Here is a 12,030-nt window from a genome sequence, read left to right on the forward strand (position 1 = left end):
TGTTACTCCTTCGCCACCGGCTCGCTTGGCTCTTTCACCTTGCCGATGGTGACGGCGCTTTCATCAAAGGCCGCGTACAGTTCCGGGTACTCCACCGCGTAACCTTCGTTGCGCAGGTATTTGTTCTCGTACTGTTTGCGGTCTTCCACGAACTCCGCCTTGCGCTGGCGGGTGTTGCGCTGGGTGTAGCAATGCAGGTTGCTCAGCGGCGTCACGATCATGCGTTTGCCCGGCATGAACGGCGGCACGATGGCCGGACGGCCGGCAATGGAGGTGCCCAGCATCTGCGCGGCGATTTTCTCGGTTGGGCGATCGGCAGCCTGATACAGGCGGTATTGCTCCGCCGCGACCAGGTCGGCGCCAACCAGCACCACCAGGCGCGGATCGTTGCGGAATTGCTGCGGAATTTTGCTGTTGATAAGGTCTGACGCCATCGCGTCCAGTGATTTGTAATCGCCCTTTTCATCCAGCGTGATCGGCGTATCGATGATTTGGTTTTTGTCGTAGTTGCGGACAAACTGGTGCCAACCGATGTTCACGTCTTCGCCGTTCGGGTTCTTATCCGGATCGGTAGACTTGGCCACGTTGGTGCCGTTGAAGCCGATGCGCAGCATATCCAGCGCAAAGGACTGGTTGGTGAATTCTTGCATACGCTGGAAGAATTCGTTTTCATCGCCGGCGTTCGCCCACACCGACAGCAACGCCCATTTCAGGGCCGCGCCGGAGTCGGTTTCAACCAGCTTGTACTCAAGCCCGTCGACGCCGGTATTGCGGATAAAACGGCCACCCTCTTTACGCCCGGTAAAGATGCCCGGATTACCCACGTTGACCACCTGGCCCTGCAACTGGTCAACATCGGCGCAGGTGATCATGGACAGGAAGTCCACGGACTCCAGCAGCGCCGCACGCAGTTGGGTTTCTTTCGGGTCGGTCAGAGAAAAATAGCGGTCAGCACGCGACTGGCCGTATTCTTGCGCAAGGCCGGCGCTGTATTTATCCAGCATCTCACGCGCACGTTGATTTAATTGCATAGTTTCCCCTCATCCACAGGATGAAATAAAAGCGGATGGTCGATTAAAGGAACTTGAACGGCTTACGCGCGTCGCCCTTTGGATTTTTGTTTGGCAACTTGGTAATGCGATCGTCCAGTTTGCTGAAATTCTTCACGATGCCGCCGATATTGTCGCGCAGCAGTTTGAATTCCTGGGTGTCCACCACTTCCTTCACGGTTTCCACATCTTCCTGGACTTCTTCAACCGTCGCGGCGGTTTCTTCGGTTTTGCCTTCCAGCGCTGCAACGCGATTTTCCAGTGCGGCGACAGCTTCCGCCAACGCCTGTAATTTATCCGGCTCGCCGGTGGTCTCTTCCGGTAATTCATCCTCCAGCGAGAAGAATTTACGCCAGCTGTTTTTTTTGTCCTTAGCCATATTGTTACCTATCAGGTTCAAGGGTTGAGTGGCCGCATAAATCAAACCCTGCTTGCGGGTCTGGCTAAAGTGCAGCCGTTCGGTGTAGACACTCGCCGGCTCGTCGGTGACGGCCAGCCCTTCCAGATACGATTTGCCCGTACCCCGGAAATTGCCATCGGGGGTAAACTCGGCCGAGCAGAACACCAATTGCCCCGCTGCATTGGCTCGCATCAGCCCGATATTGGGCCGCAGGCGAGCGAACAGCCGCATAATGCCGTCTTCGCCTTCTTCACATTTCAGGGCCAGCACTTCGCCACAATTCCCGTATTCGGTTTCGCGGCTATGTTCAGGCCAGATCATGGCGGTTTTTAATTTCGGATCGTATAGCTCGGCGGCATCGATTAACCATTGACGCTCAACAAAACGTTTGTCGCCGGTTTCGCCTTCCGCGCAAATACAAATCCAATCGGTCATTAATTGGGACACTGCACGCTCTTTTCTTATCCGGTTATATCGATAACCTGATTATTACCCCGCAATAAAAACCGCGCACCCCGTTAATTTCTGACACTTTCGGATAAGCCCCCTTAACCGATACCAGCCGATTTAAATCCAGCGTCAACAAAAAATAAAGCCCGCATAATTGCCGCATGGCTAAATACTCACAAGAACTTATCGGCGTAGCGCGTTCACTGTATTTGAAACACTGGACGCCCAAGGAAATCGCCAGCGAATTAAATCTGCCGAATGCGCGGATCGTTTATTATTGGGCGGATAAATGGCAATGGGCCGACTTGCTCAGCCATGAAAGCATTGAGGAAGTGATCAACCGCCGCATTCAGGTGCTGACTCACCGCGACAATAAAACGGACATCGAGCTTAAAGAACTCGACAGCCTGATCGCGCACCACTGCAAACTGCGCATCCAGCAGGCGAAACACGCGGAAAAAATGGCGGCGCTCAGCAGCCAGGGAGCCAGTGAAGGCGGCGACGACTACACCGGCGCCGGCGACGAACGCGAGGGTGGCAAGAAAAAACGCAAGTATCGTAAAAATGACATTTCGTCACTGTCCAAGGACGACTTTGACGCCTTCGCCGATGAACACCTTTTCGGCTACCAGAAGCACTTGCGCCTGAATATCACCCAGCAGATCCGCAACATCCTCAAAAGCCGCCAGATTGGCGCGACCTGGTACTTTGCCTTTGAAGCGTTTGAAAACGCGGTACTGACCGGCGAGCCGCAAATCTTCCTGTCGGCCTCGCGCCCGCAGGCGGAGGTGTTCCGCTCCTATATCGTCAACATCGCCGAACAGTATTTTGGCGTGACGCTGACCGGCAACCCAATGCGCTTGAGTAACGGCGCCGAACTGCGCTTTTTGTCCACCAACTCCAACACCGCGCAGTCTTACAGCGGGCACCTCTATATCGACGAGTATTTCTGGATACAGAACTTTACCCGCTTGAACGAAGTAGCCAGCGCGATGGCCACGCATGACCGGTGGCGCACCACCTACTTTTCCACGCCCAGCAGCAAGACGCACCAGGCTTACCCGTTTTGGACGGGGGAAGAATGGAAGCGCGGCGACGCCAAGCGCAAAAAGGTGGACTTCCCCACCTTTGACCAACTGCGCGACGGCGGGCGCCTTTGCCCGGATGAACAATGGCGTTATGTCATTACCCTGGAAGATGCGATCGCCGGCGGGTTCAACCTGGCCAGCATCGACCGCCTGCGCAACAAGTACCCGCGCGATACGTTCAACATGCTGTTTATGTGCGTGTTCGTCGACAGCGGCGACAGCGTGTTCAAGTTCCGCGACCTGGAAGGCTGCGGCGTCGACATTGCCGTTTGGCAAGATCACGATCCGGAAGCCGCGCGGCCCTTTGGTAGCCGCGAGGTGTGGGGCGGCTTCGACCCGGCCCGTTCCGGGGATACCTCGACCTTCGTTATCCTGGCGCCGCCGCTCTACGAGGGCGAACGCTTCCGCGTGCTGGCCACCTTCTACTGGCAGGGCATGAACTGGAAGCACCAGGCCAGCCAGATCAAGAAGCTGTTCAAGCGCTACAACATGACGCACATCGGTATCGATACCACCGGGATCGGCAGCGGCGTGTTCGAGATGGTGGAGGCATTCGCGCCGCGCCAGACCGTCGCTATTCGCTACGGGGTGGAAACCAAAAACCGGCTTGTACTCAAGATGGTCGACCTGGTGGAAAACCAGCGCATCGAATGGGACAACGAGCAGAAGGAAATCCCCGCCAGCTTCCTGGCCATCCGTCGCACCACCACCGCCAAGGGCGGCAGCATGACGTTCACCGCCGATCGCAGCGCCGAGACCGGGCACGCTGACGTGTTCTTTGCCCTGTCCCACGCCGCCGACAATGAACCGCTCAACTACGAGAACGCCCGCAAATCAACATGGAAAACGAGAAAAGCCGCATGAAGAAGAACAAACACCGCCGCCGCGCTGAACCGCGCCAGGCCAGCGCCGCCGGCAGCAACCGAAAAATGAGCATCATGAACCTGGGCAACCTCGGCAAGCCCGAGCCGGTACTCACCACCGGCACCGATTACCGGGAAATCTGGTATGACAACGACTTTGACCACTACAGCCAACCGATTGACCGCCTGGCGCTGGCGCAACTGGTCAACCTCAACGGCCAGCATGGCGGCGTGCTCTATGCGCGGCGCAATATGGTGGCGGCCAACTACCAGGGCGGCGGCCTGACCCATGAAAAGCTGAAAGCCGGCGTGTTCGATTACCTGACCTTTGGCGATCTGGCCATCCTCAAGGTGCGCAACGGCTGGGGCGAGGTGATCGGCCTGGAGCCGCTGCCGTCGCTCTATCTGCGCATCCGCAAGGACAACTCGTTTGTGGTGCTGCAAAAAGGCGAGCCGTTGGTGTACCTGCCGCAGGATATTATCTTCTTGCAGCAGTACGATCCGCAGCAGCAGATTTACGGCCTGCCCGATTACATCGGCGGAATTCACTCGGCCCTGCTCAACAGCGAGGCGACGATATTTCGCCGGCTGTACTACCACAACGGCGCACATACGGGCGGCATCATCTACACCAACGACCCGAACTTAAGCACCGAAGTAGAAGAAGAAATCATACAATGCCTGGAGCAAAGCAAAGGGATCGGCAATTTCAGCACGCTGTTTGTGAACATCCCGAAAGGCGATCCAGAGGGGATTAAATTTATTCCGATCGGCGACATCAGCGCCAAGGATGAGTTTGCCAATATCAAGAACATCAGCGCCCAGGATGTGTTAACTGCACACCGCTATCCGGCCGGGCTGGCCGGCATCATTCCCAGCAACGCGGCCGGCCTCGGCGACCCGGTGAAGGCCCGCGAAACCTACCGGCAGGACGAGGTGATCCCGTTGCAGCGCATGATTATGGACGCGGTGAATACCGATCGTGATGTGCCAGCGCATTTACATTTGAAATTCGACATTGAAACATCACAATCGGGTGCGTTATGAGCAGAAAAACGTTAAAATTCCGGAAGATTGCCACTTTTGGAGCCAGAAACATGCGCGTGATGAAAGTCTTATGCCCGGAATGTGGCGCGAATGCCATCATCAAGAAAACCGCCCGGAAACATCGCCAGATTTCGGATCTGTATTGCGCCTGTACTGACGTGGAATGTGGCCACACTTTTGTGATGAACGTGACCTTTTCCCACACGCTTAGCCCCAGCGCCAAAACCGGGGACAAGTTACTGAAAACCGTCATTGACGGCATGAACCTTCAGCAACGCCAGATGATGCTGGATTTATTGCAGAGTGCTACCTCCGCCGCCTGACTCAACGCCTCCATCCTGGGGGCGTTTTTCTTCATCCTTCTGCCTTTCAACCATTGCCGTAGTCATTTCCGCTATCCATGCAATCGCCAGCTCATGATCGCCAGGCCTGACTGGCGCACCCGCGACTAAACGGGCAACCAAATCAACACGTTCAAAAGCCAGAGATTGGAAGAAACTATCACGCATTTCAGATCCCTCTCATTGAATTATACTGTTTATTTATACAGTGTCGTTATTATTTTAGCAACATGCTAAATGCCTAACCATTCCACCCCGGCCAAAGCTCATGCTCAGGCAGACTGCCCACTTCTTCCAACCGTCCTTTACGCAGAATTAGCCGCCTATCGCCGTGAATAAGCAGACTGCTGCCCCGTTCCAGTATCATCATTTCGTGTTCACTCCCCTCAAAACCGCGACGCTTGAGCAGTACCGATAATTGACGCCTTAGCCCCGGCGTACAGTTATTGACAGAACTCCAAGGGGCGGCGTTGCCGCCAGAAACACCGGCCTGCGCTGACGCTTCGGCCAACTTAGGAACCACCTTCCACTGCACCAGCCGTGTGCACACGCGCGACGCCTCGCCCAGGCGCGGCGAATAGACGCCCGCAACCCGCTGGACGTCCTCGGCGTAGGCGTTGCCCTGCTCGGTGATTTCATAGGCCAGGCGCACCACCAGATCCGCCCGCGCCACCAACGGCCCGCCCTGGGCCTCGGTGTATGCCGCCCAATCGACGGCCACATCGGCAGCCGCCAACACGGCATCCATCTGCGGATTATCCAGCTGCTGACCCCGCAGCCGGCGCAGCTCCCGCCAGACGGTGACCGGCGCCCCGCCGATTTGCTGAAACTGCCTAATACGCCAGCGGCTCGCCCAGGCGCTGACCGCCTTGGCCATATCCCGCAGGTTTTCGCCGGTTTCCTCGTCTTTTTCCCCGTCCAGCGCGTACCCGTCGATGTTCTTGGAAATGTACTTGGCAATGTAGCCGGTGGCGCTGCCCTTGCTCTCGTCGATAGTCTTGAAGTGAAAACGGGCCTTGCGGGCCTTGAACGTCCGCAGCTCCTGCTTGTCTTCCGCGCAGGCGTATTTGTGCAGGATGCGGCGCAGCGGCTTGAGGTCGGCGGCGAGAGTGAACAACAGCATGTGCCAGTGTGGCGTGCCATCGTGATGCGGCTCGACGACGCGGAAGCCGAACACGCTGATCCCGGCGCGGGCAATCGCCGCGCGGGCTTTGGCCCACACCCGGCACAGGTATTTTTGCGTGTCGCGCGGGTTGGCGCCGTTCCACTGTTCGACAAAGCCGCCAACGCTGTGGACGGAGTGGTATTTTGACGGCGCCGTGATGGTGTAGAACTCGCCGACATAGCCCTTTTCCTTGGCGATGTCTTCAAAGCCGCGCATTCTGACCATCAGCTCACAGCGACGAATGGCCGGATTAGCGTTGCTGCCGTTGACCATATCCGCCATAGAAACACGCTCGCCGGTTTCCTCGTTCTCCAGATCGAACACCTTGAAAAATTCGCGGTTGCGCTTCTTCTGTTCGGCCCACTCGCCCAGGGTGCTGCGGCTCACGTACGACGACGCGGCTTTCTGCACCTGGCCCACGGCGATCGCCATATGCTCGCGCATCAGATCACGGCGCCCCTTCAACCGGACGCGCCACCACTCCGGCGCCATCATGCGCAGCAACCCGGATTCCATCTGGCGCACGGAGATCCGCCCCTTGATGAACAAAAACCAATACGGCGGCTCAGTGCCAATTTCCCGGCTCAGCCCGGCCAAATTGCGGTAAGTGGCCAGCGTACGGGCCGCCATGTCTTTTTGGCCCTCGGCCGGTTCAGCAAAGGTGCGATCGATGTAGTCGGCAAAGCTGGCGGCCATAAAGTCCGCCACGCGGTGCGCCAGGTTGCGCAGCTCGTCACGGCCCAGCGTCGGCAGCCTGGCCAGATCGTCATTGAAGGGGAACGGCACAACGCCGGCCGCATGGAATTGAGTTTGGAAACGTTGAGTTACCAGCCGTAGGCGTGGCAATACACTTTTACCCAGCGTGGTGCGCAAAAATGCATTGGCACGGCGGCGGCCGCCTTTTTTAACATCGCGGTAAATTTTGGCGTAGCGCTCGCCAAAGTACCGGGCCAGATAGTCCGGTATCTCGCTAAAAAATTGGGAGCGCCACGCATGATCCTCACTGTCCAGATGCCACAAATCTCGCTCCACCACGCTGATGCCATCGGGCACGGTGGGCGCGAACAGTTCACGTTGGGCACGGGCAGTGGCGTGATACTGCCCGTTTTGCACAGCTTCTACCGCCATCACTGGAACTCGGCCAACGCCGCATCGCACTGCATGGCCAGACGCTGGGTTTCCGCAACCAACTCTCCGATGCTGGCGACCTTGGTCTGGCGGATGCTGTGGTTTATCAAATCGCTAACAAGCGCCACCTCGTCCGCATACAGCGCCATCACCACCGCGCGGCCGCCGGCGGCGTTGTGTCGCAGTTCGTAAAGCGTGAAGGTCTTATCGGTCTTGGCAATGACGTAGCGATGATCGATACAGCATTTAGCGGAATGACCGGCCGGCATCAGCCTGGCCGTTTCCTCTGACACCGGACGATCACGCCATGCCGCATAAAGCGGCATGATCGAACCTTCGGTTTCGCGGCCGTTATCAATCAGCCACTGGATGAACCCGCGGGCGTCATTCGTGAAATGATTATTCATTATTCACAGACCTCCCCATAGCACCACGCCGGGTAACTGACTCGGATCGAATACCCAAGAGGCGAGGCTTCCGTAGGCGTTATTGACGCCAAAACTTCCCTTGCCGTTTTGGCGCTATCGCCGCTGGCGCTAATACTGCGCGGCGCTTCAATTTCGGTCACATCGAACCCGTGGTATAGATTTATCTCGGCCGCCCGGATGCTGTTCGAAATCACTACCGGTATGCCCGACTGACCAATACGGCGTGCGTTAACGGCCAAACTTAAGTGCTCGCGCTTTCCAAATCCTCCAGAGTGGTAATTTGTGAATGCGTCTTTGCCCTTCTCAGGCAGATAAGGCGGATCGCAGTACACCACGTCACCAGAACGCACCAGGCGCAGGGTTTCGTGAAAGTCGGCACAGATAAACGTTGCACGCTTCGCTTTTTCAGCGAAGGCGCGGATCTCATCCTCTGGGAAATAAGGTTTCTTGTAGCGCCCATAGGGCACATTGAAATCGCCGGCACGGTTGTAACGGCACAACCCGTTAAAGCAATGGCGGTTCAGGTAGAGGAACATGCTCGCGCGATAAGCAGGCTCGGGAGCGCAGAAATTAAATGCGTGGCGTATGCCGTAGTATTCCACCTCGCCGTTGCCGTGCTCGAAATAATAACGCGCATGATTAATGAACTGCTCAGGCTCTGCGACGATCACCTGGTACAGGTTGATCAGGTCGGAGTTAACGTCCGCTATCAGGTATTCCGGGTAATCGGTATTCATCATCACGGCGCAGGAGCCGCCGAACGGCTCAACCAGGCGATCGCCTTCCGGCAGGTATTCGCGCAATTTTGCCGACAGGCGGGCTTTACTCCCCGCCCATTTCAATACGGTTTTATTCATGGGTTTCGCCTAATCATAATTTTGGTTTTCGTAACGGGGTGGCTTGCACTGCCTGCGGCGCCATAGCCACACAGCAACAACACCAACAAAGCAGACCGTTAGCCCTAGCCCGATTAACGCCAGCATGGCCAGTAGCAAAAAAACAGCGCTCAATGTCATGAAGGCAACCCCTGGTTATGCAGGCGTTCCGCGTCCTGCCGCAGTAACTCGATAATCTCGACAGCCGAGAGTTCAGCCGTTGCCGCGTGTGTCGCCAGACGATCCAGACGGCTGGAAAACTTGATTGCCGCATCGCGGCTAGCTTCCTGGCGCGCCAGGTTAAGCGCATACTCAAATGACTTGGCGGCAGCACGGTTACTTATGTCTTGGCCGATAGTTGGCATGGTGTTTTCTCCAAATTTGGGCAAAGCGCGGCCCCGGCAATCTGTTGAAAGCCGTAGTGCTCTGCCGTGGGTTAATTAGTGGATCTGGCGATTATCGCCGCTGTGATGCGATTGATTCGGGGCCGTCAGTCCATGCAAAGGTTGGGCGCTTTTCCACCACAAGGCGATCATGCGCGTTGTCACCTCAAGGCCAAGGCTGCCGGCAATGTAGTAAATGGCACGGATACCGGCCAGCGCTTCCACCTGCCCCGCCGGCGACTGCGCTTCGCGGTACACCCGGCACCAGAACGCAACGTTGGCGGCAAACCATTGGTAAGGGTTGGTCAGATGATGGGAATCGTTGGCCAATTCATGAGCCAGCGAGATCAACCCGTTGGTTTCCTCGCACTTCTCCAGAAAGAAACGCGCATAGCTGGGCTTGACGCCCCAGGCGTTGAAATCGGACAACAGCCCTTCTTTTTGTACCGCAATTATTTTCATGACTACCTCAGTGATTGACGTGTAATGCTTTGAGCCGTTGCAACAGGTCGGCTTTGGCCCGCAAGGAATTGGTGCCCGTAGGTGCCTTCGTGGCCGCTGCCTTCTTCGTCGGCATCCCTGGCGCCTCGGTGCGAAAGTCCAGATCGTTGAAACCGCCGAACATACTCACCATTGCCTGCAAACGCTGAATACCCCGTTTCAACTGGTGCAACTCGCGTTCGTTGAAATCGTCCCAGGAGTAATTACAAAACAGTGACTTCATTCCGGCAGCGTGGAGCAACACGCCACGGCGTGACGGGCTAAGGCTGTTCCACACCTTGCGGGTTTTGCTGTGGTGGCCGGTAACCGTGGCGCGGCACACCGCAAGCCAGTGCTCATGATTTGCCATCGTTACCCCCTCAACCCCATCAAACGGAACCACCACGGGCGGCGCTTGGCCCGTTTACCTGGTGCGACTGAATCCCCTGAAAACACCACTCGGCTGGCGCACGGCTGCCAGCGTTGACCATTCGGCAGTTCAATCCAGCCGTGGCCATAACTTGGCAGTTGCTGCGGTGGGCAGCGATTAAGTAACAAACGCGCGGTATTAATCATTGTTACTACCCTCACAACGGCCATAGACACGCTGCCAACAGGCAACAAAATCAGCGGGGGCAGTCATTCCACTGCCAAACCACCGGCACGTATGTTCAACGATGAACTGGCAAAGAGGTTCATCAAGGTAGTACAACGCATCAGACACGTTCTCTAATGCCGTCAGCACGGACACAGAATCAAAGCCGATATTTTCAGCAGGATTCAAATAAGCATCGACAAGACAATCAGCGGCATTAAGCCATAAAATCCTTTTTTTCATGGTGTTACCTCAACTCAGACCAAACGCAGGGGCGCAGGTGTTGAGCACGTCAACAGCGGCTGCCAGCATTGGCGTGGATTGGAAACGCGCTTCAACCGACACAACGATCAGCGACAGCTCACGAATAGCCTGATTGGCACGGTCAAGAATGGCGTTTTTACGGGATTGCGTCATAGGGGCGCAGGATGCGGTTTCGCCGGCGATGGCGCCGATCGCAGCGGTAGCACTCAAAGTGTGGGTTGGCAGATTGCCGGGCTTGGCCTCATTCAGCGGCACCGCCGGCAGGCAATTCAGTTGGGCCAACAGCCCGTCCAGGATCGCCGCGTCGTCAGTGATAGCGGTCAGCTTTACCAGCTGGGACAACGTCAGCTCATGCGGCTGATCCGGGTTCAGCTTGTTGCGCAATACTTGGGCGGAAAGGCTCAGCACCGGAGCCAACTCAACCAGATTATGCGCCAAGGCAAATCGACGGCAGGCGCTATCAAGGTGCGGATGTTTGGCGTTCACAAAATCAAACATACCCATATCCTCAAAAAGTTCGCACTATGGAACTAGTGAACGCCAACAACATTGATTGAAAAATTTGAGTGCCCAAGGATCTCGCGGGTTTGTTGAGCCTTATATTTCGCGTACTTAATGCGAATGCGGCCGCCCGCCCGTTTTTTACCTGGTGCAATAGTTTTAGGAAGGATCTCCAGCTTGCCGTGCTCTTTCCACTTGTAGACAGTGTGGATAGACATACCTTCAAGCTTTGCAAATTCCTCTGGGTATACCCATGCACGAGGAATGTTTATTGAAATGGTTTCAGCCATGATGCAACATCTCCTGTTAACTCGTTTCGGTTTGCATAAGTTCGTATTATCGCACAAAACACTTATACATCCCGAATTTCGAACCGTCAACAATAATGTTCGAGGTTTAGTACTTTATGGAATTTAAGACTGGCGGAACTAATGCCATCAACAGAATGGTCGAGGCCTACGGTTTTCGGTTTAGACAGGCACTATGTGATCACTTAGGTATTTCAAAAAGCACCCTAGCAACGTGGTACAACAACGACACATTCCCAGGCAATCAGATAGTTAGATGTGCTTTAGAAACAGGCGTTTCTTTGCGCTGGCTAGCCACTGGTGAGGGCACAAAATATGAGCACTCGGAGTCGGACATTGTCAATATTGATACCTATAAACTTATAGGCAGCCACTTAAAACAGTCCGGTAAGATTATGTTTGATAAAGTTTTCCTCCCGAACAATCTAAAGGAGCCTTATGTAATCCGAACCGATATAGACTCATTTTTTGTTGATAAAGGCATCAAAGATCAGACCGATGGTCGCTGGCTCGTAGAGGTTGAAGGCAAGCACAGTATAAGAGAACTGGCATTCATACCGGTAAAAAGGGTCAAGGTATTAGGCGGCGGCGTTCCGTTTGAATGTAACGTAGACGACATTAAGTTAATCGCTCGGGTGATAGCCGTATTTAGCAAGGAGTAACCT

At 55.6% G+C, this 12,030-nt stretch carries 17 protein-coding genes; 4 read left to right on the forward strand and 13 right to left on the reverse strand.

The features are described 5' to 3' along the window. Positions 1–2 precede the first annotated feature (2 nt). The gene (locus AC559G_RS11460) at positions 3–1,031 is read right to left on the reverse strand and encodes a phage major capsid protein, P2 family (RefSeq protein ID WP_072628526.1); all 1,029 of its coding nucleotides are present in this window, start codon (positions 1,029–1,031) and stop codon (positions 3–5) included. 43 nt (positions 1,032–1,074) lie between these two features. After that, positions 1,075–1,896 (reverse strand): GPO family capsid scaffolding protein, encoded by an 822-nt coding sequence (locus tag AC559G_RS11465; protein ID WP_498912625.1) that lies wholly within the window; start codon positions 1,894–1,896, stop codon positions 1,075–1,077. A 164-nt stretch (positions 1,897–2,060) separates the two neighbouring features. On the opposite strand from AC559G_RS11465, the gene AC559G_RS11470 reads away from it, so the two are divergent. Genes AC559G_RS11470 through AC559G_RS11480 form a run of 3 tightly spaced genes read left to right on the forward strand, consistent with a single transcriptional unit; the run spans position 2,061 to position 5,220 of the window. Beyond that, on the forward strand, positions 2,061–3,851 hold the full coding sequence (locus tag AC559G_RS11470) for a terminase large subunit domain-containing protein (RefSeq protein ID WP_498912626.1): 1,791 nt from the start codon (positions 2,061–2,063) through the stop codon (positions 3,849–3,851). Then, positions 3,848–4,897 (forward strand): phage portal protein, encoded by a 1,050-nt coding sequence (locus AC559G_RS11475; protein WP_498912627.1) that lies wholly within the window; start codon positions 3,848–3,850, stop codon positions 4,895–4,897. Before AC559G_RS11470 ends, AC559G_RS11475 begins: the two co-directional genes overlap by 4 nt. Continuing rightward, on the forward strand, positions 4,894–5,220 hold the full coding sequence (locus AC559G_RS11480) for an Ogr/Delta-like zinc finger protein (RefSeq protein ID WP_498912628.1): 327 nt from the start codon (positions 4,894–4,896) through the stop codon (positions 5,218–5,220). The genes AC559G_RS11475 and AC559G_RS11480 overlap by 4 nt, the downstream gene beginning before the upstream one ends. Here the strand turns inward: AC559G_RS11480 and AC559G_RS11485 are convergent. The 11 genes from AC559G_RS11485 to AC559G_RS11535 all read right to left on the reverse strand — a co-directional run bounded on the left by AC559G_RS11485 (position 5,191) and on the right by AC559G_RS11535 (position 11,347). Next, a complete protein-coding gene (locus tag AC559G_RS11485) occupies positions 5,191–5,406 on the reverse strand; it encodes a hypothetical protein (RefSeq protein ID WP_498912629.1) in 216 nt (71 codons plus the stop codon). The genes AC559G_RS11480 and AC559G_RS11485 overlap by 30 nt on opposite strands. A gap of 73 nt (positions 5,407–5,479) precedes the next feature. Beyond that, on the reverse strand, positions 5,480–7,531 hold the full coding sequence (locus tag AC559G_RS11490) for a replication endonuclease (protein WP_498912631.1): 2,052 nt from the start codon (positions 7,529–7,531) through the stop codon (positions 5,480–5,482). Further along, the gene (locus tag AC559G_RS11495; protein WP_498912632.1) at positions 7,531–7,938 is read right to left on the reverse strand and encodes a DUF5405 family protein; all 408 of its coding nucleotides are present in this window, start codon (positions 7,936–7,938) and stop codon (positions 7,531–7,533) included. Before AC559G_RS11495 ends, AC559G_RS11490 begins: the two co-directional genes overlap by 1 nt. Then, positions 7,938–8,816, reverse strand: coding sequence for a DNA adenine methylase (locus AC559G_RS11500; protein WP_498912633.1), 879 nt, complete (start codon positions 8,814–8,816; stop codon positions 7,938–7,940). Before AC559G_RS11500 ends, AC559G_RS11495 begins: the two co-directional genes overlap by 1 nt. A 155-nt stretch (positions 8,817–8,971) precedes the next feature. After that, positions 8,972–9,199 carry a DUF2732 family protein gene (locus AC559G_RS11505; protein WP_498912634.1) on the reverse strand — a complete coding sequence of 76 codons (228 nt, stop codon included), beginning with the start codon at positions 9,197–9,199 and terminating at the stop codon, positions 8,972–8,974. Positions 9,200–9,274: 75 nt separating this feature from the next. Further along, entirely contained in the window at positions 9,275–9,679 is a 405-nt protein-coding gene (locus AC559G_RS11510; protein ID WP_498912635.1) for a hypothetical protein, read from the reverse strand. Positions 9,680–9,686: 7 nt separating this feature from the next. Beyond that, entirely contained in the window at positions 9,687–10,067 is a 381-nt protein-coding gene (locus tag AC559G_RS11515) for a hypothetical protein (RefSeq protein ID WP_498912636.1), read from the reverse strand. Between the two features lie 2 nt (positions 10,068–10,069). Then, a complete protein-coding gene (locus AC559G_RS11520; RefSeq protein ID WP_498912637.1) occupies positions 10,070–10,273 on the reverse strand; it encodes a phage filamentation protein Fil family protein in 204 nt (67 codons plus the stop codon). After that, complete coding sequence (locus tag AC559G_RS11525) at positions 10,266–10,535, reverse strand: hypothetical protein (protein ID WP_498912638.1); 270 nt, start codon at positions 10,533–10,535, stop codon at positions 10,266–10,268. The genes AC559G_RS11520 and AC559G_RS11525 overlap by 8 nt, the downstream gene beginning before the upstream one ends. 9 nt (positions 10,536–10,544) lie before the next feature. Then, positions 10,545–11,054, reverse strand: coding sequence for a phage regulatory CII family protein (locus AC559G_RS11530; protein ID WP_498912639.1), 510 nt, complete (start codon positions 11,052–11,054; stop codon positions 10,545–10,547). A 32-nt stretch (positions 11,055–11,086) separates the two neighbouring features. Next, complete coding sequence (locus AC559G_RS11535) at positions 11,087–11,347, reverse strand: hypothetical protein (protein ID WP_498912640.1); 261 nt, start codon at positions 11,345–11,347, stop codon at positions 11,087–11,089. Between the two features lie 116 nt (positions 11,348–11,463). On the opposite strand from AC559G_RS11535, the gene AC559G_RS11540 reads away from it, so the two are divergent. Beyond that, positions 11,464–12,027, forward strand: coding sequence for a phage repressor protein CI (locus tag AC559G_RS11540; RefSeq protein ID WP_498912641.1), 564 nt, complete (start codon positions 11,464–11,466; stop codon positions 12,025–12,027). Positions 12,028–12,030 lie beyond the last annotated feature (3 nt).

The sequence above is a fragment of the Gibbsiella greigii genome (genome assembly GCF_039540155.1).
Taxonomy (GTDB): domain Bacteria; phylum Pseudomonadota; class Gammaproteobacteria; order Enterobacterales; family Enterobacteriaceae; genus Gibbsiella; species Gibbsiella quercinecans.